We start from the raw sequence: 20,521 nt of genomic DNA, 5'->3' as shown, positions 1-20,521 counted from the left end.
AATTCTAATATCGATTCGAAATTTGTCAGAATTACGACTTCAAAACACACCAAATCCATTTAGCGTATAGTATTTTTTTAATTGGCATTTATAAATAGTACTTTTGCAAGCTATTTATATAAATATGGGCTTTTTAGAAGAAATACAACGCAGAAGAACTTTCGGAATTATATCACATCCTGATGCCGGAAAAACAACACTTACTGAGAAACTCCTCCTCTTTGGTGGTGCAATTCAAGAAGCAGGTGCTGTAAAGAATAATAAAATTAAAAAAGGGGCTACCAGTGACTTTATGGAAATTGAACGCCAGAGAGGAATTTCGGTTTCTACATCCGTTTTAGCATTCAATTATAAAGACAAAAAAATTAACATTCTTGATACTCCTGGACACAAGGATTTTGCTGAGGATACGTTTAGAACCTTAACTGCTGTGGATAGCGTTATTGTTGTGGTTGACGTTGCCAAAGGTGTTGAGGAACAAACGGAAAAGTTAGTAGCCGTTTGTAGAATGCGTAAAATTCCAATAATTGTATTCATCAATAAATTAGACCGAGAAGGAAAAGATGCTTTTGACTTGATGGATGAAGTGGAACAAAAACTGGGTTTAACAGTTACTCCGCTAAGTTTTCCAATAGGAATGGGGTATGACTTTCAAGGGATTTATAATTTATGGGAACAAAATATCAACATATTTAGTGGTGACAATCGCAAAAATATTGAAGAGACCATTGCATTTTCTGATGTCCAAAATCCTGAATTAGAGAAAATCATCGGTCAAAAACCTGCTGATCGATTGCGGGAAGAATTAGAATTAATAGATGAAGTATATCCAAAATTTGATCGACAGGATTATTTAGACGGGAAATTACAACCTGTATTTTTTGGTTCGGCGTTGAATAATTTTGGAGTTAGAGAACTATTGGATTGTTTTGTTCAAATTGCGCCATCACCCAGACCAAAAGATTCGGAAACGCGATTAGTAGATCCAAAAGAAGAAAAAATGACGGGATTTGTTTTTAAAATCCACGCTAATATGGATCCAAAACACAGAGACCGTTTGGCTTTTATAAAAATTGTATCAGGAACTTTTGAAAGAAACAAACCGTATTACCACGTACGTCAAAAAAAGAATTTAAAATTTTCTAGTCCAAATGCTTTCTTTGCTGAAAAGAAAGAAATTGTAGACATTTCTTATCCTGGTGATATTGTAGGTTTACACGATACCGGAAATTTCAAAATTGGTGATACTTTAACCGAAGGAGAAATCATGAGTTTTAAAGGAATCCCGAGCTTCTCTCCGGAACATTTCAGGTACATCAACAATGCTGATCCGATGAAAGCCAAACAATTAGACAAAGGAATTGATCAGTTGATGGATGAAGGTGTTGCACAGTTATTCACTCTTGAAATGAATAACCGAAAAATTATCGGAACTGTTGGAGCTCTTCAATACGAAGTTATCCAATATCGTTTAGAACATGAATACGGTGCAAAATGTACGTATGAAAATTTCCCGGTACACAAAGCATGTTGGGTAAAACCCAACGATTTAAAAAGCGATGAATTCAAAGAGTTTAGAAGAATAAAACAGAAATTCCTGGCACATGATAAATACGGACAATTAGTATTCCTAGCGGATTCGGATTTTACCATTCAAATGACACAAAATAAATATCCAAATGTCAAACTATTCTTCACTTCAGAATTCGAATAACCGTTTGGATTAGATAATTATTCCTGATGGACAACTGACCATACAAAAAATTAAAACTAGAAAAATAATTATACAAAAAAACGCTAATTTTTTAAATTAGCGTTTTTTTGTATAATTATGAAAATCCATTTAAACCTAAGCAATCATACTTTCCAAATTCACTGCTTTTTTCAAAAAAGCTTTGATTAACAAACGATTTGGAGCTGTACCTGAAGTAATAACTTGTTTTTTAGTAGTAGTCCCTTCTGTTGCTATTGTACTGTTTGGATCTTGTTTAGAACCCATAAACCACAATACAAAATTCATAGTATTAGAAGATGAAACGGCTGAAACGTTTTCTTGTTTAGTAATAGTAGTACCATCAATTGTATTTACTTCAACTACAGTTTTTGTAGTTTGAGCAAAAACAGCAGTATTAGATACTAAAATAAAAACAAACAAAATTAAACCGTTTATCACGTTTTTTTTATTTGCTTTAAAAGAAAAATATTTCATACTAATTTGTTTTTATGATAAATAGAACTTGTTCTTCTATTCCGAGAACGAAAGTATATCAATTAAAATCGAACAAAAAACATTTCCGATGAATGACCATTATAATCGTTTAAAGCGCAAATTTGTTGTTTACCCCGTAGACTTAACGCTATGTTAATGTTGAATTGCTGAAAACCTATTGATAGCAAATAACAAAAGGCTTATTAGGGGAAAAAAAAGTAGTCGAGCAGAAGTAGAAAGTGATACTCGATTTAAATACTATAACTATTTGTAAACACCCAAAATTGTAATCAATTTAAAGTCTCAATTTGAGTTATACAATATAGAAAAATTATAAAAAAATTACTTTTAGAATATAAACAAGAATAATAGAAGTGTTAATATCCATTCTTTATATTCTTCTATAAATAAAAAAGGCTCCATTTCTGGAGCCTTTAAAAATATTATGCTTGTCCCGCAGGACCAAAATTAAGCGGAATTGGCGCTTGTTCAGTATCTTTTATTTCGCCATGAGCGACTTCAAAACGATGAATATTTTCTCCAATTGCTTTCAACAATCTTTTAGCATGCTGTGGCGTCAAGACTATTCTTGATTTTACCTTAGCTTTAGGTATACCTGGCATGATACTTACAAAATCTAAAACAAACTCTGACGAGGAATGATTAATAATTGCCAAATTAGAATAAATTCCTTCTGCAATTTTTTCGTCTAACTCTATATTAATTTGCTCTTGTTGTTGATTAGAATTACTCATATCTTAATAAATATATTCCTCTTTGTTAGCCATCATATCATTGTAATCTTCTTTTGATCCTACAATTGTATGGTCATATTCTCTCATACCCGTTCCGGCAGGGATTCTATGTCCAACAATTACATTTTCTTTCAATCCTTCTAAGTAATCGATTTTACCTGCAACAGCAGCTTCATTCAATACTTTAGTCGTTTCTTGGAAAGAAGCAGCTGATATAAACGATTTCGTTTGAAGCGATGCTCTTGTAATACCTTGTAAAACTGGTGTTGCAGTTGCAGTAACAACATCACGAGCCACAACAAGATTTTTATCTGTGCGTTTCAAAAGAGAATTTTCATCACGCAATTCACGAGGCGTAATAATTTGTCCTTCTTTTAAAGCACTAGAATCTCCTGCATCTTCCACTACTTTCATACCATATAATTTATCATTTTGAACGATAAAATCTTTCGTATGAATCAATTGATCTTCTAGGAATAAAGTATCACCTGGATCTTGAACTCTTACTTTACGCATCATTTGACGTATTACTACTTCAAAGTGTTTGTCGTTGATTTTCACCCCTTGCAAACGGTATACTTCTTGAATTTCATTTACCAAATACTGTTGAACAGCTGCTGGTCCTTGAATTCTTAAAATATCATCCGGAGTAATTGCACCATCAGATAATGGCACCCCTGCTCTTACAAAGTCATTTTCTTGAACAAGAATTTGGCTTGATAATTTAACCAAGTATTTTCTAATGTCCCCAAATTTAGATTCGATAACAATCTCACGGTTTCCTCTTTTGATTTTTCCAAAAGAAACAACACCATCGATTTCAGAAACAACAGCTGGGTTTGAAGGATTACGAGCTTCTAACAACTCTGTAATTCTTGGTAAACCTCCTGTAATATCTCCTGATTTAGAAGAACGACGAGGAATTTTTACCAATACCTTACCTGCTTTAATTTTCTCCCCGTTTTCAACCATCAAGTGGGCTCCAACTGGTAAGTTATACGAACGAATCAATTCATTGTCTTTACCGTAAACCAATAAAGTAGGAATTAATTTTTTAGCTCTAGATTCAGAAATTACTTTTTCTTGGAAACCAGTTTGCTCATCAATTTCAACCATGAATGATTGACCTTGCTCTAACTCTTCGTAAGCAATTTTACCGGTAAATTCAGAAACGATAACTCCATTATAGGGATCCCATTTACAAATCACATCACCTTTAGCAACAGACTGACCGTCTTTAACAAAGATACTGGAACCGTAAGGGATATTATTGGTACTTAATAAAATACCTGTTCTTTCATCGATTAATTTCAATTCAGTAGAACGAGATACTACAATATCAACTGCATTACCTTCACTATCTTCTCCCTTAACCGTTTTTAAATCTTCAATTTCTAGTTTACCGTTAAATTTGGTAACAATACTAGACTCTTCAGATATACCACCCGCAACCCCACCAACGTGGAATGTACGTAATGTTAATTGTGTTCCGGGCTCTCCAATAGATTGGGCTGCAATTACACCAACAGCTTCTCCTCGTTGAGTCATTTTTCCAGTAGCTAAATTTCTACCGTAACATTTAGCACAAATTCCTTTCAATGCTTCACAAACAAGAGGTGAACGAACTTCTACTTTCTCAATTGGAGAAGCTTCAATTTGTTTCATCAATGCCTCTGTGATTTGCTCACCTGAACGTACTAGTACATCATTTGTCAAAGGATTTATTACATCTTGCAATGCAACACGCCCTAAAATTCTTTCTCCTAAAGTCTCAACTATTTCCTCATTTTTCTTCAATGCTGATACTTCAACACCTCTAAGTGTACCACAATCATCAATGTTCACAATAACATCTTGAGATACATCATGCAATCTTCTTGTTAAATATCCTGCATCGGCCGTTTTCAAAGCCGTATCCGCAAGACCTTTACGCGCACCGTGAGTAGAGATAAAGTACTCAAGGATAGACAGCCCTTCTTTAAAGTTAGAAAGAATCGGGTTTTCAATAATTTCACCACCACCAGCAGTAGATTTTTTTGGCTTAGCCATCAAACCACGCATACCGGTCAACTGACGAATTTGTTCTTTGGAACCCCTTGCTCCAGAATCAAGCATCATATACACCGAGTTGAAACCTTGCTGGTCTTCTCTAATGTTTTTCATTGCTAACTCTGTAAGTTGGGCATTTGCTGATGTCCATACATCAATAACTTGGTTGTAACGTTCGTTATTAGTGATAAGACCCATGTTATAATTAGCAGAAATACCTTGAACTTGTTCTCTGGCATCCGCAATTAATTTAGGTTTCTGATCTGGAATTCTAATATCACCTAGAGAGAATGACAAACCACCTTTGAAGGCAAATTTGTAACCCATATCTTTCATGTTATCCAAGAAAGCCGCAGTGGTAGGTACATCGGTAGCGCTTAAAACGTGTCCGATAATATCTCTAAGGTTTTTCTTAGTCAATACATCATTGATATATCCAGCTGCTTCCGGTACTACTTCATTAAATAATACACGACCTGCAGTAGTTTGTATGATTTGGAACACCAAGTCACCTGCTTCATTAAAATGTTTTGCTCTAATTTTCACACGAGCATTCAATTCTAATCTGCCTTCATTCAAAGCAATATTTACTTCTTCAGCAGAATAAAAAGTGATTCCTTCTCCTAAAATTTTAAGCTCAGGAGTAGATAAACGTTCTTTGGTCATATAATAAAGACCCAAAACCATATCCTGAGAAGGTACCGTGATTGGAGCACCATTTGCAGGATTCAAAATATTGTGAGAACCCAACATTAATAGTTGTGCTTCCAAAATAGCTTCAGGTCCTAATGGTAAGTGAACTGCCATTTGATCCCCATCAAAATCCGCATTAAAAGCCGTACAAACTAAAGGGTGCAATTGGATTGCTTTTCCTTCAATTAATTTTGGTTGGAATGCTTGGATACCTAATCTGTGCAAAGTAGGAGCACGATTCAGTAATATTGGGTGGCCTTTAATTACATTTTCAAGGATATCCCAAACTACAGGCTCTTTCTTATCTATTATTTTCTTAGCTGATTTTACAGTTTTTACAATTCCTCTTTCTATCAATTTACGGATAACGAAAGGTTTGTATAATTCTGCTGCCATATCTTTTGGGATACCACATTCAGATAGTTTCAATTCTGGTCCAACAACAATTACCGAACGAGCAGAATAATCCACACGTTTTCCAAGTAAATTTTGACGGAAACGTCCTTGTTTACCTTTAAGAGAATCAGATAATGATTTTAATGGTCTGTTTGATTCTGTTTTTACTGCAGAAGCTTTACGAGTATTATCGAAAAGTGAATCTACAGATTCCTGCAACATACGTTTTTCGTTTCTTAAGATCACTTCTGGAGCTTTAATCTCCATTAATCTTTTCAAACGGTTGTTACGTATAATTACACGACGGTATAAATCATTTAAATCTGAAGTTGCAAAACGACCTCCATCAAGTGGCACAAGCGGACGTAATTCTGGTGGGATAACGGGTACCACTTTCATAATCATCCATTCCGGACGATTCTCACGGTTCAAGTTAGACTCACGGAAAGATTCCACAACTTGTAATCTTTTTAACGCTTCAGTTTTACGTTGTTTAGACGTTTCATTGTTAGCATTGTGTCTCAATTGGTAAGACAATGCGTCAAGATCTATTCTTGCCAATAAATCCATAATACACTCTGCTCCCATTTTGGCAACAAATTTATTAGGATCAAAATCATCAAGATACTGATTGTCAGCAGGAAGTGTATCTAAAATATTCAAATATTCTTCTTCTGTCAAAAAGTCCAGCCTTTGCAAAGATTCACCTTCTGCATTTTTAGCAATACCTGCTTGGATTACTACGTATCTCTCATAGTAAATAATCATATCTAATTTCTTAGATGGAAGACCAAGGATATAACCAATTTTGTTTGGAAGCGAACGGAAATACCAGATATGAGCAATTGGCACAACAAGATTGATGTGACCCACTCTGTCTCTACGTACTTTTTTCTCCGTTACTTCTACACCACAACGGTCACAGATGATCCCTTTGTAACGTATTCTTTTATATTTACCACAAGCACATTCAAAATCCTTTACAGGTCCGAAAATACGTTCACAGAAAAGTCCATCACGCTCGGGTTTGTGCGTTCTGTAGTTGATTGTTTCTGGCTTCAATACTTCACCTCTTGATTCTTTCAAGATCGATTCAGGAGAAGCAAGTCCTATGGAGATTTTATTAAACCTTTTTACAGGGTTTTTATCTTTATTGTTATTATTTCTATTATTCATCATAGTTTTTACTATTGATTTATTTGCAATTAAAAATTGATTGTAGATTTATGATTTTCTTTAATCATTAAACTATTACCTCGAATTACTTCTCTAAACTTCAAATACAATTTTTGAAGTGCTATTTATAAAACCTATTGGGTCTAAATAAAAAATCGGAACGGGTTACGGGTATAAATCCTAAAAACTTATATAAATGCCAAAGTAGAGACGTTACAATGAACGGCTCTACCTGTGACAAATTATTATTTATTCTTCTAAACGAATGTCAAGTCCAAGACCTTTCAATTCATGCATTAATACATTGAATGATTCCGGTAATCCTGGTTCTGGCATAGATTCCCCCTTAACGATTGCTTCGTAAGTTTTAGCTCTACCGATAACATCATCAGACTTCACAGTCAAGATTTCTCTAAGTGTACTTGATGCTCCATACGCTTCAAGTGCCCAAACCTCCATCTCTCCAAAACGTTGCCCTCCAAATTGAGCTTTACCTCCAAGTGGTTGTTGTGTAATCAACGAGTATGGACCTATAGAACGTGCGTGCATTTTATCGTCAACCATGTGTCCAAGTTTCAACATGTAGATAACTCCAACTGTTGCCGCTTGATGGAAACGCTCTCCTGTACCACCATCATATAAATGTGTATGTCCAAAACGTGGTATTCCAGCTTCGTCAGTCAATTCATTGATTTGATCAAGAGTCGCTCCGTCAAAAATTGGTGTAGCAAATTTTCTACCCAAGTTTTGTCCTGCCCAACCTAATACCGTTTCATAAATTTGACCGATGTTCATACGTGAAGGTACACCAAGTGGGTTCAACACGATATCAACTGGCGTTCCGTCTTCAAGGAAAGGCATATCTTCATGACGAACGATACGAGCAACGATACCTTTGTTACCGTGACGTCCCGCCATTTTATCCCCAACTTTCAGTTTACGTTTTTTGGCAATATATACTTTCGCTAATTTCAAGATTCCTGCTGGTAATTCATCTCCAACAGTAATAGTGAATTTCTCTCTACGTAAAGCCCCTTGTAAATCGTTCAATTTAATTTTATAGTTATGAATTAAATCATTAACCATTTTATTAGTTGCATCATCAGCAACCCATTGACCTTTACTTAAGTGAGCAAAATCTTCAACTGCATAAAGCATTTTTTGAGTGTATTTTTTACCTTTTGGTAAAACTTCTTCACCCAAATCATTCATTACACCTTGAGATGTTTTTCCGTTTACGATCAAGAAAAGTTTCTCTACTAATTTGTCTTTTAATTCCACAAATTTAACTTCAAACTCCATTTCAAGTGCTCCTAAAGCATCTTTATCCTGCGTACGTTTACGTTTATCTTTTACTGCTCTTGCAAACAATTTTTTGTCTAAAACAACACCATGTAAAGAAGGAGACGCTTTCAATGAAGCATCTTTTACATCACCTGCTTTGTCCCCGAAGATTGCACGAAGCAATTTCTCTTCAGGTGTAGGATCTGATTCCCCTTTTGGAGTAATTTTTCCGATAAGAATGTCACCAGGTTTAACCTCGGCTCCAATTCTAATCATTCCATTTTCATCTAAATCTTTAGTAGCTTCTTCAGAAACGTTCGGTATGTCGTTCGTTAATTCTTCGTTACCTAATTTAGTATCTCTAACTTCTAATGAATAATCATCCACGTGAATAGAGGTAAAAATATCGTCACGAACTACTTTTTCAGAAATTACAATCGCATCCTCGAAGTTGTATCCTTTCCATGGCATAAAGGCAACTTTTAGGTTTCTACCTAAAGCTAATTCACCATTTTGAGTTGCATATCCTTCTGATAATACTTGTCCAGGAACCACTCTGTCTCCCTTTCTTACGATAGGTTTAAGGTTGATACTTGTACCTTGATTGGTTTTTCTAAATTTAATTAGATTGTATGTTTTTTCATCAGGCTCAAAACTTACCATTCTTTCTTCCTCAGAACGATCGTATTTGATAGTGATAATATTTGCATCTACATATTCAATAACTCCATCTCCTTCAGCGTTAATTAAAACTCTAGAGTCAGAAGCAACTTGACGCTCTAAACCAGTTCCAACAATTGGCGCTTCAGGACGAATCAATGGTACGGCCTGACGCATCATGTTAGATCCCATCAGGGCTCTATTCGCATCATCATGTTCTAAGAAAGGAATCAAAGAAGCCGAGATAGAAGCAATCTGGTTTGGAGCAACATCTGTATAATCTACACGTGTTGGTTCAATTACCGGGAAATCACCTTCTTGACGTGCAATTACGTCTTCGGCAGTAATTTTTCCAGTAGCATCCATTTGAATATTTGCCTGAGCAATCATCATTCCTTCTTCTTCTTCTGCGCTTAAGTAAACCGGAGTAGACACTAAATCTACAGTTCCGTTAGTTACTTTACGGTACGGTGTTTCTATGAAACCCATTCCGTTTACTTTAGCATAAACACCAAGAGATGAAATCAAACCAATGTTTGGTCCCTCTGGAGTTTCAATTGGACATAAACGTCCGTAATGCGTATAGTGAACGTCACGTACCTCAAAACCGGCTCTTTCTCTCGAAAGTCCACCTGGTCCTAGTGCAGATAATCTTCTTTTGTGCGTAATCTCGGCAAGTGGATTCGTTTGATCCATAAACTGAGACAACTGGTTTGTTCCAAAGAAAGAGTTGATAACAGAGGATAATGTTTTAGCATTGATCAAATCTATTGGTGTAAACACCTCGTTATCTCTAACGTTCATTCTCTCACGTATAGTTCTCGCCATACGCGCTAAACCAACACCGAATTGTTGAGACAATTGTTCTCCAACTGTTCTTACACGACGGTTTGATAAGTGATCAATATCATCAATCTCTGCTTTAGAGTTGATCAATTCGATCAAATATTTAACGATAGTTATGATATCTTCTTTGGTCAAGACTTGCTTTTCCATTGGAGTATCCAACCCTAATTTTTTATTAATTCTATAACGACCTACTTCCCCTAAGTTGTAGCGTTGATCAGAGAAAAATAATTTATCAATGATCCCACGAGCCGTTTCTTCATCAGGCGGTTCAGCGTTACGCAGTTGTCTGTAGATGTGTTCAACAGCCTCTTTTTCAGAATTTGTTGGATCTTTTTGTAGCGTGTTGTGAATGATCGCATAATCACCTTGATTAGCATCTTCTTTGTGCAACAAAATAGATTTAACGTTAGAATCAATGATTTCTTCCACATTATCTTTGTCGATAATCGTATCTCTATCAAGGATTATTTCGTTACGTTCGATAGAAACTACTTCACCAGTATCTTCATCCACAAAATCTTCATGCCATGTATTCAACACACGAGCAGCTAACTTTCTACCGATATATTTTTTAAGACCTGTCTTAGAAACCTTAATTTCTTCAGCAAGATCAAAAATTTCTAGAATATCTTTATCTCTTTCAAAACCAATTGCTCTAAAAAGAGTAGTAACTGGTAATTTTTTCTTTCTATCGATATACGCATACATTACGCTATTAATATCTGTAGAAAATTCTATCCAAGAACCTTTAAAAGGAATTACTCTGGCAGAATACAATTTTGTACCATTTGCATGGAACGATTGACCAAAGAAAACACCTGGAGATCTATGCAATTGCGAAACAACTACACGCTCAGCACCGTTAATAACAAAGGTACCGCTTGGTGTCATATAAGGAATTGTACCAAGATAAACATCTTGAACAATAGTTTCAAAATCTTCATGTTCTGGATCAGTACAATATAGTTTTAACCTTGCTTTTAAAGGCACACTATAGGTAAGACCTCTTTCTATACATTCTTGAATTGTGTAACGTGGTGGATCTACAAAATAATCAAGAAATTCCAATACAAAGTTATTTCTTGTATCAGTAATTGGGAAATTTTCCATGAAGGTATTGTAAAGCCCTTCGTCGCCTCTTTCGTCAGATTTAGTTTCTAATTGAAAAAAATCTTTAAACGATTTAACCTGAACATCTAGAAAATCCGGATAATCAGGAATATTTTTTGTAGAGGCAAAATTCAATCTTTCAGTCTGATTTGTTATCATCAATGGACAAAATTTTGATTAAAAAAGTAATTTTTTTGTATAAATATTGATTCATTTATACTTTTCTCTTTACAACCATTACATCTTTAAAAACCAATTTAAGATAACTACTTTTTTATTATCTGTTAATTTTTTTTCCTCGTAATGGGTAAAATGAATTTGTTTTAAAAGACTATTGTGTAATTACACATGGTAGACTTTCGTTATACGAAAAATGGTTTAGGTCATTGGGTGACTAAACCCAAGACCTAAACCTTATTCTTTAAAGCAAGTTTAACTATTTAAGTTCAACCTCAGCTCCAGCTTCTTCTAAAGATTTTTTAAGCCCTTCAGCCTCTTCTTTAGAAACACCTTCTTTAACATTACTTGGTGCGCTATCAACTACATCTTTAGCTTCTTTCAAACCTAAACCTGTAAGTTCTTTAACTAATTTTACAACTGCTAATTTAGAAGCACCTGCTGCTTTTAATACAACTGTAAATTCTGTTTGAACGTCTTCAGCCGCAGCTTCACCACCACCTGAAACTACTACAGCTGCAGCAGCTGGTTCGATTCCGTACTCATCTTTTAATATTGTTGCTAATTCGTTAACTTCTTTTACCGTTAGGTTAACTAATTGTTCTGCGAATTGTTTCAAATCTGCCATTTTTTCTATCGTTTTAAAATGATTTGTAAAAATATAATTTATTTATTGTGCGCGTTTTAAAATAAAACTAGGACTGTAAAGTCAGTTTTATTATGCTTCTACTTCTTCTGTAACTTCTTCGCTTTTTGCAAATTGGTTCTGAAGAGCAGATATAACTCTTTGTGCTGGTGACTGCAATAATCCAATAAGTTCGCCAATAAGCTCTTCTTTAGATTTGATAGTTGCTAATGCATCTAATTGATCGTCTCCAATATAAACTTCAGCATTAATATAAGCTCCCTTTAATACAGGTTTAGCTGATTTTTTTCTGAAATCCTTGATTATCTTACCAGGAGCGTTTGCTATTTCAGAAATGAATATAGCGCTATTACCAGTCAAAACTGAAGGTAATTCTCCATAATCATTAGCCGAAGCTTCCATTGCTTTTGCAAGCAAGGTATTTTTAACAACTTCTAATTTTATACCTGCTTTAAAACAAGCTCTTCTCAAGTTTGAAGTTGCCTCTGCATTCATTCCAGAAATATCAGATACATAAACAATGTTTGTACCAGCTAACTGTGCAGTTAAAACTTCAATCGCGATTGATTTTTCTTCTCTAGTCATACTAAAAATTTTTAACTACCAATTATACTGCTTTAGGGTCCAAAGCAATTGCAGGACTCATAGTGCTAGTTAGGTAAATACTTTTAATGTAAGTTCCTTTAGCCGCAGTTGGTTTAAGTTTGATTAATGTTTGAATAATTTCGTGAGCATTGTCAACAATTTGTTCCGTTCCAAAAGAAACTTTACCAATTCCTGCATGCACTATACCAGTTTTATCAACTTTAAAGTCAATTTTACCAGCTTTTACCTCTTGAACAGCTTTTGCAACATCCATAGTTACAGTACCTGTTTTAGGATTAGGCATTAAACCTCTAGGTCCTAAAATACGACCTAATGGACCTAATTTACCCATAACAGAAGGCATTGTGATAATTACATCAACATCTGTCCAACCATCTTTTATCTTTTGTAAATAATCGTCAAGACCTACATAGTCTGCTCCTGCTGCCAAAGCCTCTGCTTCTTTGTCCGGAGTAACTAATGCTAGTACTTTAACATCTTTACCAGTTCCATGAGGTAATGTTACCACACCTCTAACCATTTGATTCGCTTTTCTTGGATCTACACCCAAACGTACCGCGATATCAACAGACTCATCAAATTTTGCAGAAGCAATTACTTTTATCAATGCCGCAGCATCTTTTAAAGAGTATAATTTGTTCTTTTCAATTTTTGAAGCAGCCTCTTTTTGCTTTTTTGTCAATTTTGCCATGTCTTTCTCTTAATTAAAAAGGAGCGTCTCCTGATACAGTTATACCCATAGATCTAGCTGTTCCAGCAACCATACTCATTGCAGACTCCATAGTGAATGCATTTAAGTCTGGCATCTTGTCTTCAGCAATAGCTCTAATTTGTTCCCAAGTAACACTAGCTACTTTTTTACGATTAGGCTCACCAGAACCAGATTTTAGCTTTGCAGCTTCCATTAACTGAACTGCTGCTGGAGGAGTTTTTACAACAAAATCAAACGATTTGTCTTTATACACAGTAATTTGTACTGGGCATATTTTGCCGGGTTTATCTTGAGTTCTAGCATTAAATTGCTTACAGAATTCCATGATGTTTACCCCAGCAGCTCCTAAAGCAGGTCCAACCGGTGGCGACGGGTTCGCAGCACCTCCCTTAACTTGTAGTTTTACTACCTTACTAATTTCTTTAGCCATTTTTTAAAAAATTTAACATTACAATCATTGGAAGCGATTGCAATGGATATTATAGATGTAACAAAAAATTATACTTTTTCTACTTGCATGAAACTTAATTCTAATGGTGTTTTTCTTCCGAAAATTTTAACCATCACTTCAAGTTTACGCTTTTCTTCATTAATTTTTTCAACAGTACCGTTAAACCCATTAAAAGGTCCATCAACAACCTTGATCGTTTCACCAATGTTGAAAGGAATTGAACGAGTATCGGTATTTACAGCCAACTCATCGACCTTACCTAACATTCTGTTTACTTCCGAAATTCTTAAAGGAACAGGCTCTCCACCTTTTATCTCTCCCAAAAAACCGATAACACTTGTTATAGACTTAATAATATGAGGTATTTCACCAATAAGATTTGCTTCAATCATAACATAACCAGGAAAATAAACTTTGTCTTTGATTATTTTTTTTCCTTCTTTCACAGTAACCACTTTTTCAGTAGGAACTAAAACTTGCGAAACATAATCACCCATACCTAATCTTGCGATTTCAGTTTCAATGTATGCTTTCACTTTGTTCTCTTGTCCGCTTACTGCTCTAACGACATACCATTTCTTAATATTATTATCTGCCATAAGAAAAAAATTACCCTTTTATCCAGTTAAAAAATCCAGCTAAAGCTTTTGCGAAAATCTCATCAACTCCCCAAGTTGCCAAGGCGAATAGCACTGAAAAAACAGCAACAACAATCGTTAGGCGTTGCACCTCAGGCCAAGCTGGCCAAGTTACATTTGACTTTAATTCTTCAAATGCTTCTGATATGTAATTAACAACTTTTGTCATTATGATTTATTTTTTGCACGGGCGGAGGGATTCGAACCCCCATCAACGGTTTTGGAGACCGCTATTCTACCCTTGAACTACGCCCGTTTGTTAAAAGCCAGTAACAGTTAAAACCGTTACTGGCTTTCTAATTTATTTATAGGATTATGCTACTATCTCAGTTACCTGACCAGCACCAACTGTTCTACCACCTTCACGGATAGCAAAACGTAAACCAACACTCAATGCAATTGCACTAAGCAATACAACATCGATTGTTAAGTTATCCCCAGGCATAACCATCTCTACACCTGTTGGCAAAGTAATGATACCTGTTACATCCGTTGTACGTACGTAAAACTGTGGACGGTAATTATTATGGAATGGTGTATGACGACCACCTTCTTCTTTTTTCAAGATATAAACCTCTGCTTTGAAAGTAGCATGTGGCTTAACTGAACCTGGCTTACAAATAACCATTCCTCTTTTGATGTCTTCTTTTTGAATACCTCTTAAAAGAATACCTACGTTATCTCCAGCTTCTCCTCTATCAAGGATTTTACGGAACATCTCAACTCCTGTAATAGTAGAAGTCAATTTTTCAGCACCCATACCAATGATTTCAACTGGATCTCCAGTATTAGCAACACCTGTTTCGATACGACCTGTAGCTACAGTTCCACGACCAGTGATTGAGAATACATCTTCAACAGGCATCAAGAAAGGTTTTGCAACATCTCTTACAGGCTCTTCGATCCAAGAATCTACAGCTTCCATTAGTTCAAGAATTTTTGGTACCCAAGCTGGATCATTATTCAATCCACCTAAAGCAGAACCTTGAACAACAGGACCATTATCTCCATCATATTCATAGAATGATAATAAGTCTCTGATTTCCATCTCAACTAATTCAAGTAATTCCTCATCATCAACCATATCCACTTTATTCATGAATACAACCATTCTAGGAATACCTACTTGGCGACCTAAAAGGATATGCTCACGTGTTTGTGGCATTGGCCCATCGGTAGCAGCTACAACAAGAATAGCACCATCCATTTGAGCAGCTCCCGTAACCATGTTCTTTACGTAATCCGCGTGACCTGGACAGTCAACGTGAGCGTAATGACGATTAGCAGTTTCATACTCTACGTGAGATGTATTAATTGTAATACCTCTTTCTTTTTCTTCTGGAGCATTATCAATTTGATCAAATGATTTTGCTTGACAGTAACCTGCATCAGACAATACTTTTGTAATTGCCGCAGTTAATGTAGTTTTTCCGTGATCCACGTGCCCAATTGTTCCAATGTTTAAGTGGGGCTTGTTACGGTTAAAATTTTCCTTTGCCATTTTACTTAATTTTTAATCTTGTTATATATTAATTTCTATTTCCTACTTACTTGAGCCAACTACGGGAATTGAACCCGTGACCTCTTCCTTACCAAGGAAGCACTCTACCTCTGAGCTAAGTCGGCAGAGAATTCTGATTGTAGATTTACGATTCTAGATTTAAAATCAGCATCCTGAAATCTAATACTTTTTTTGTGGGGAGAGCAGGATTCGAACCTGCGAAGTTTACACAGCAGATTTACAGTCTGCCCTCGTTGGCCGCTTGAGTATCTCCCCTAAACCATAATTATCAATATTTCAAATAAAAGAGCCGGTGGAGGGACTCGAACCCACGACCTGCTGATTACAAATCAGCTGCTCTAGCCAACTGAGCTACACTGGCATTATCAATAAAAAAAGTCCGCTATTTCTAACGGACTGCAAATGTAGAAATTTTATCTCTCAATCAAAACATTTTTTAAAAAAAAATCATATTAAATGTGTGAACTTATTTTTTCTTTCCTTTTTACCAACATTCTTTGTAAAGATTCTGCAGATAGCTCTACCGCCTCTTCAAAAGTTTTACATTGTTTTTTAACCAAAAAATCATCCCCAGGTACATTAATTTTCACCTCTGCAATTTTATTCTCTTTATCACTTGTCTTTTCAACCTTCAAAAAAACATCTGCCGATACTACTTTATCATAATACTTTTCCAACTTGTCCAATCGCTCTTGAACAAAATCTACTAGCTTTTTGTCAACAGTAAAGTTAACTGCATGAACACTTACCTTCATAATCATCTTTTTTAATTGTTAAACATTTTTAAATTACTTTCGACCACGAGGATGCGCATCTTTATGAACACCTTTTAGTTCTGACAAACTGCTGTGTGTGTATATCTGTGTAGATGCCAAACTTGAATGCCCCAATAATTCTTTTACTGAATTTAAATCCGCACCACTGTTTAATAAATGGGTTGCAAAAGTATGTCTTAGTATGTGAGGGCTTTTTTTTACTTTTTCGGACACAGTACTAAAGTATGAATTTATTAAACGATACACAAAAGAATCATTTAATTTTAACCCTTTTTTTGTGAGAAAGAAATAATCATTATCAACAATCGCTACCAAGGAAGACCTTACATCTAAGTACAAGGAAAACTGATCCATTACTATTGGCAAAACGGGAAGAATTCGCTCTTTATTGCGTTTTCCTAACACTTTAACTGTACCAGAAGACAAATCAATATTAATGATTTTTAAATGCACCAATTCAGTTCTTCGCACTCCAGTAGTATAAAGCAAATCTATGATTAGCTTATTTCTGATCTCTTCAAATCCAATCGCACTTTGCATTGAAACCAAAACATCCACCATCTCTTTTTCAGAAAAAGGAATCTGCAGTGTTTTAGGAACCTTAAGTGCCTTATGCTTCGACAAGGGACTGCTCTTTATTTGCTTGATTTTTAATAGAAATTTATAAAATGCTTTTAAGGAAGCTATTTTTCTATTTACTGTCACATTAGAGATTGCCTCGTCTACGAGATACACAATCCAGCTTCTAATTTGGCTGTAATCAACCTGCTCAATACTTGCTTGATCAAATTGAATTTTATTGAACGATTCAAAAGAGGCAATATCCTTACAATAAGCTGTTATAGTATGTGGAGAATATTTTTTTTCGAATTCGAGATAATTACGAAATGCATTTATAGTTGTAGACATAAAAAAACCGTTAGCATCAAAGTTATAAAACTTTTAATGACTAACGGTATTTTATTTTAATACATATTGACTAACTCTCTAAGTTATCTCTCATATTTTGGATATAAGCCGCTTTTTGAATTTTGATTCTATTGGTTACTGAAGGCTTAATAAAAGCAGTACGTGCTCTTAATTGACGAACAGTTCCTGTTTTATCAAATTTTCTTTTGTAGCGTTTTAACGCTCTATCGATATTTTCTCCGTCTTTAATTGGTATAATTAACATAATATAGACACCCCCTTTCTTTAAGTGTGCAAAAGTAAACATTATTTTGAATTATGAATCATGAATTATGGATTATTTTTGGGCGTGCCGGCGAACATGACTTTTGTCCTATGCAAAACACCTCTTCACCCGCCGTCAGGCTGTCCGTTATAAGTCCTCATTGCATTGCGGGCTTTCCTCTTCCATCCTTCACGCAAAAAAAAAGAGTCAATATGCAATTTTAATGCATGTTAACTCTTCTTTCTATATCCACAATTCTAAAAACTATCCTTTTAATAAATTTCTTGAAATTACTATTTTTTGAATTTCAGTAGTTCCTTCACCAATAGTACATAGTTTAGAATCTCTATAGAATTTCTCTACAGGATAATCTTTGATATAACCATACCCCCCATGTATTTGAACGGCTTCATTAGCCACTTTAACACACACTTCCGAAGCATACATTTTAGCCATAGCACCCAATGTAGTAACAGGCCTGTGTTGCTCCTTTAAGAAAGCTGCTTTGTGCAATAACAATTCTGAAGCTTCAATCTCAGTAGCCATATCCGCTAGCTTAAACGAAATTCCTTGAAATTCAGAAATGGGTTGACCAAACTGATGTCTTTCTTTCGAATATTTTAATGCCGCTTCGTAGGCCCCTTTAGAAATACCTAATGACAATGCTCCAATAGAAATTCTACCACCGTCAAGGATTTTCATGGCTTGAATAAAACCTTGCCCTACTTCCCCTAATCTGTTCGAATCTGGAATTCGGCAATTATCAAAAATTAATTCTGCTGTTTCACTGGCACGCATTCCTAATTTATTTTCTTTTTTTCCTGAAGTAAAACCAGGCATTCCTTTTTCAAAAACAAAAGCAGTCATCCCTTTCGAATCTCCCTTTTCACCAGTACGAACAATCACAACGGCTACATCCCCAGAAATAGCATGCGTGATGAAATTTTTAGCTCCATTTACGATCCAAAAATCACCATCTTTTTTAGCAGTAGTATTCATTCCGCCAGCATCAGAACCGGTATTATGCTCTGTCAAGCCCCAAGCTCCAATATGCTCCGCTGTGGCCAATTTTGGAATCCATTTTTTCTTTTGTTCTTCATTCCCAAAAGTCAAAATATGATTGGTACATAAGGAATTATGTGCCGCAACAGACAACCCAATCGATGGATCTACTTTAGATATTTCCTCAACAATCGTGATGTATTCATGATATCCTAATCCAGAACCTCCAAGTTCTTCTGGCACTAAAACACCCATGAAGCCCATTTCACCTAATTTTTTAAACAATGGTACTGGAAATGTTTGCGCTTCATCCCATTCCATAATGTTTGGGCGAATCTCTTTTTCAGCAAATTCTCTTATAGATTGTGCAATCATAGATTGCGTTTCGTTGTAGTCAAAATTCATTGTGATACTATTTTATTTTAAAAGTCCAAATATAAGTCAATTATTTTTGCTTTATCAACAGGAAATCCTTTAATTTTTGTTAAATCCTCAATACTGTTAATATTCCCTTTCATACTTCTGTATGTCACTATCTCCTTAGCTAACGCGTATCTAAAATAATAAAATTGCGAAAGCTCTTTCAAAGAAATATTATTGATATCTATTTTTTTAAATTCCGGTAATACTGCTATTTTAAAATGAGCATTCAAATTAACGATCGCTTCAGGCGACAACCCCCAAACCTCTTGCATTTGATCCATCGAAACAAAAACTCCTAGTTTTTCTTTTTGTTTTAGAATTCGCAAGGAAATAGCCTCCCCAATTCCATAAATTTTTATTAAATCTTCTTTTGTTGCTTGATTAATATCAATTAGGACTATTTTTTCTTTTTTAATAAAAGCCTGATTGGGGTATTTATTATATTGCTCAAATTTTTTATTCAGTTTCTGGCTCCTTATCCAATCCGGAAACTTAAAATAAGGCGCTATAACACTTAGTAGAGAATCCGAAACTTTAGTAACAGCTTGAAATTCCTTAGCCGAGTTAACGTACTTATTTTCTTTTCTAAAAGCCAATAAACGATCAATTTCCTGAACTGACATCCCCAGTCTGTATCCTTTATAGTCTGTTATAAAATTCGGATTGAAAAGAAAAATCTTTGTCTTTTCTTTTTTAGAATCCGTTTTCATGGAATCCATTTCTGATTGTAGCGAAAGCCATTTTTGTTTTTCAGAATATTCTTTTATTGGAATGTTAAAATCCATAAAAAAATAGGCAGACTGCGAAATCAAGATTATAAAAAACAAAATAAAGATACCCGTGCGTTGCTCACGTGAAAAGTTAAAGTAAGATCTAATAATTTTAAAAGTCATTCTACAGCTATACTTTAATATAAGTAAATTTTAAACATCTAATTTCCGTGTAATACCTAAAAATAAAAGTTGACTTATTCAAGGTTAAAATTATAATTAATTTATGATATACTTTCTTTCATACCTACAAAATAGAATCAATCTAAATGAATTCTTCAAACACCATCTAATTTCAAAATTCAATAAACTTAAAATCTTGCCCTATCTGAGAAAAAAAATTGTAAAACAACGTTTATTTTATCAGTAAACTTAAATTTTTATTTTTATTTTTTATAAAAAACTATACATTTGGAGCTTAATAACAAACAAAACTATATAAC

Annotated in this window: 17 protein-coding genes and 4 tRNA genes; 1 reads left to right on the top strand and 20 read right to left on the bottom strand. The window is 34.8% G+C overall.

The window, feature by feature from the left end; all coding sequences use genetic code 11:
* Positions 1-124 precede the first annotated feature (124 nt).
* Positions 125-1,714: a peptide chain release factor 3 gene (locus AC0608_RS10160; protein WP_478289197.1), complete on the top strand. Its 1,590-nt coding sequence runs from the start codon at positions 125-127 to the stop codon at positions 1,712-1,714.
* 135 nt (positions 1,715-1,849) lie between these two features.
* Here the strand turns inward: AC0608_RS10160 and AC0608_RS10155 are convergent, their stop codons facing one another.
* The 20 genes from AC0608_RS10155 to AC0608_RS10060 all read right to left on the bottom strand — a co-directional run bounded on the left by AC0608_RS10155 (position 1,850) and on the right by AC0608_RS10060 (position 20,093).
* Positions 1,850-2,209, bottom strand: coding sequence for a hypothetical protein (locus tag AC0608_RS10155; protein ID WP_417960965.1), 360 nt, complete (start codon positions 2,207-2,209; stop codon positions 1,850-1,852).
* 443 nt (positions 2,210-2,652) lie between these two features.
* The gene (locus AC0608_RS10150; RefSeq protein WP_073354716.1) at positions 2,653-2,964 is read right to left on the bottom strand and encodes a DUF3467 domain-containing protein; all 312 of its coding nucleotides are present in this window, start codon (positions 2,962-2,964) and stop codon (positions 2,653-2,655) included.
* A gap of 3 nt (positions 2,965-2,967) precedes the next feature.
* Positions 2,968-7,281, bottom strand: a complete 4,314-nt coding sequence (rpoC, locus tag AC0608_RS10145; protein WP_417960967.1) for a DNA-directed RNA polymerase subunit beta' — start codon at positions 7,279-7,281, stop codon at positions 2,968-2,970.
* Between the two features lie 246 nt (positions 7,282-7,527).
* Entirely contained in the window at positions 7,528-11,340 is a 3,813-nt protein-coding gene (gene rpoB, locus AC0608_RS10140) for a DNA-directed RNA polymerase subunit beta (RefSeq protein ID WP_131992164.1), read from the bottom strand.
* A 277-nt stretch (positions 11,341-11,617) separates the two neighbouring features.
* Entirely contained in the window at positions 11,618-11,986 is a 369-nt protein-coding gene (gene rplL, locus AC0608_RS10135; protein WP_039109063.1) for a 50S ribosomal protein L7/L12, read from the bottom strand.
* 90 nt (positions 11,987-12,076) lie between these two features.
* A complete protein-coding gene (gene rplJ, locus AC0608_RS10130; protein WP_416856949.1) occupies positions 12,077-12,589 on the bottom strand; it encodes a 50S ribosomal protein L10 in 513 nt (170 codons plus the stop codon).
* A gap of 22 nt (positions 12,590-12,611) precedes the next feature.
* Positions 12,612-13,301 (bottom strand): 50S ribosomal protein L1, encoded by a 690-nt coding sequence (gene rplA / locus AC0608_RS10125; protein ID WP_417960970.1) that lies wholly within the window; start codon positions 13,299-13,301, stop codon positions 12,612-12,614.
* A gap of 13 nt (positions 13,302-13,314) precedes the next feature.
* Positions 13,315-13,752: a 50S ribosomal protein L11 gene (rplK, locus tag AC0608_RS10120; RefSeq protein WP_066082293.1), complete on the bottom strand. Its 438-nt coding sequence runs from the start codon at positions 13,750-13,752 to the stop codon at positions 13,315-13,317.
* Between the two features lie 68 nt (positions 13,753-13,820).
* Positions 13,821-14,372, bottom strand: a complete 552-nt coding sequence (gene nusG / locus AC0608_RS10115) for a transcription termination/antitermination protein NusG (protein WP_126455879.1) — start codon at positions 14,370-14,372, stop codon at positions 13,821-13,823.
* A 10-nt stretch (positions 14,373-14,382) separates the two neighbouring features.
* Positions 14,383-14,580 carry a preprotein translocase subunit SecE gene (gene secE, locus AC0608_RS10110; RefSeq protein ID WP_417960972.1) on the bottom strand — a complete coding sequence of 66 codons (198 nt, stop codon included), beginning with the start codon at positions 14,578-14,580 and terminating at the stop codon, positions 14,383-14,385.
* Between the two features lie 16 nt (positions 14,581-14,596).
* A tRNA-Trp gene (locus AC0608_RS10105) sits at positions 14,597-14,667 on the bottom strand.
* 57 nt (positions 14,668-14,724) lie between these two features.
* Positions 14,725-15,912 (bottom strand): elongation factor Tu, encoded by a 1,188-nt coding sequence (gene tuf, locus AC0608_RS10100; protein ID WP_417960974.1) that lies wholly within the window; start codon positions 15,910-15,912, stop codon positions 14,725-14,727.
* Positions 15,913-15,965: 53 nt separating this feature from the next.
* Positions 15,966-16,037: transfer RNA gene (locus AC0608_RS10095), tRNA-Thr, on the bottom strand.
* A 70-nt stretch (positions 16,038-16,107) separates the two neighbouring features.
* A tRNA-Tyr gene (locus AC0608_RS10090) sits at positions 16,108-16,188 on the bottom strand.
* A gap of 32 nt (positions 16,189-16,220) precedes the next feature.
* A tRNA-Thr gene (locus tag AC0608_RS10085) sits at positions 16,221-16,294 on the bottom strand.
* Between the two features lie 91 nt (positions 16,295-16,385).
* A complete protein-coding gene (gene hpf / locus AC0608_RS10080) occupies positions 16,386-16,688 on the bottom strand; it encodes a ribosome hibernation-promoting factor, HPF/YfiA family (protein ID WP_091164791.1) in 303 nt (100 codons plus the stop codon).
* A 33-nt stretch (positions 16,689-16,721) separates the two neighbouring features.
* Positions 16,722-17,618, bottom strand: a complete 897-nt coding sequence (locus tag AC0608_RS10075; protein ID WP_478288981.1) for a tyrosine-type recombinase/integrase — start codon at positions 17,616-17,618, stop codon at positions 16,722-16,724.
* 70 nt (positions 17,619-17,688) lie between these two features.
* A complete protein-coding gene (gene rpsU / locus AC0608_RS10070) occupies positions 17,689-17,883 on the bottom strand; it encodes a 30S ribosomal protein S21 (RefSeq protein WP_035670421.1) in 195 nt (64 codons plus the stop codon).
* Positions 17,884-18,147: 264 nt separating this feature from the next.
* Positions 18,148-19,290 carry an acyl-CoA dehydrogenase family protein gene (locus tag AC0608_RS10065; RefSeq protein ID WP_417960978.1) on the bottom strand — a complete coding sequence of 381 codons (1,143 nt, stop codon included), beginning with the start codon at positions 19,288-19,290 and terminating at the stop codon, positions 18,148-18,150.
* A 17-nt stretch (positions 19,291-19,307) separates the two neighbouring features.
* Complete coding sequence (locus AC0608_RS10060) at positions 19,308-20,093, bottom strand: ComEA family DNA-binding protein (RefSeq protein ID WP_478288980.1); 786 nt, start codon at positions 20,091-20,093, stop codon at positions 19,308-19,310.
* Positions 20,094-20,521: the final 428 nt, after the last annotated feature.

Source organism: Flavobacterium sp. GNP008 (genome assembly GCF_056428965.1).
The sequence above is the reverse complement of the archived record's forward strand: the minus strand, read 5'-3'. Positions and strand labels throughout refer to the sequence as shown.

Excerpts from the sequence above, each read along its gene's own strand:
- AC0608_RS10160 (WP_478289197.1), top strand. The coding sequence starts at position 125 with ATGGGCTTTTTAGAAGAAATACAACGCAGAAGAACTTTCGGAATTATA.
- AC0608_RS10155 (WP_417960965.1), bottom strand. The coding sequence starts at position 2,209 with ATGAAATATTTTTCTTTTAAAGCAAATAAAAAAAACGTGATAAACGGT.
- AC0608_RS10150 (WP_073354716.1), bottom strand. The coding sequence starts at position 2,964 with ATGAGTAATTCTAATCAACAACAAGAGCAAATTAATATAGAGTTAGAC.
- rpoC (WP_417960967.1), bottom strand. The coding sequence starts at position 7,281 with ATGATGAATAATAGAAATAATAACAATAAAGATAAAAACCCTGTAAAA.
- rpoB (WP_131992164.1), bottom strand. The coding sequence starts at position 11,340 with ATGATAACAAATCAGACTGAAAGATTGAATTTTGCCTCTACAAAAAAT.
- rplL (WP_039109063.1), bottom strand. The coding sequence starts at position 11,986 with ATGGCAGATTTGAAACAATTCGCAGAACAATTAGTTAACCTAACGGTA.
- rplJ (WP_416856949.1), bottom strand. The coding sequence starts at position 12,589 with ATGACTAGAGAAGAAAAATCAATCGCGATTGAAGTTTTAACTGCACAG.
- rplA (WP_417960970.1), bottom strand. The coding sequence starts at position 13,301 with ATGGCAAAATTGACAAAAAAGCAAAAAGAGGCTGCTTCAAAAATTGAA.
- rplK (WP_066082293.1), bottom strand. The coding sequence starts at position 13,752 with ATGGCTAAAGAAATTAGTAAGGTAGTAAAACTACAAGTTAAGGGAGGT.
- nusG (WP_126455879.1), bottom strand. The coding sequence starts at position 14,372 with ATGGCAGATAATAATATTAAGAAATGGTATGTCGTTAGAGCAGTAAGC.
- secE (WP_417960972.1), bottom strand. The coding sequence starts at position 14,580 with ATGACAAAAGTTGTTAATTACATATCAGAAGCATTTGAAGAATTAAAG.
- tuf (WP_417960974.1), bottom strand. The coding sequence starts at position 15,912 with ATGGCAAAGGAAAATTTTAACCGTAACAAGCCCCACTTAAACATTGGA.
- hpf (WP_091164791.1), bottom strand. The coding sequence starts at position 16,688 with ATGAAGGTAAGTGTTCATGCAGTTAACTTTACTGTTGACAAAAAGCTA.
- AC0608_RS10075 (WP_478288981.1), bottom strand. The coding sequence starts at position 17,618 with ATGTCTACAACTATAAATGCATTTCGTAATTATCTCGAATTCGAAAAA.
- rpsU (WP_035670421.1), bottom strand. The coding sequence starts at position 17,883 with ATGTTAATTATACCAATTAAAGACGGAGAAAATATCGATAGAGCGTTA.
- AC0608_RS10065 (WP_417960978.1), bottom strand. The coding sequence starts at position 19,290 with ATGAATTTTGACTACAACGAAACGCAATCTATGATTGCACAATCTATA.
- AC0608_RS10060 (WP_478288980.1), bottom strand. The coding sequence starts at position 20,093 with ATGGATTTTAACATTCCAATAAAAGAATATTCTGAAAAACAAAAATGG.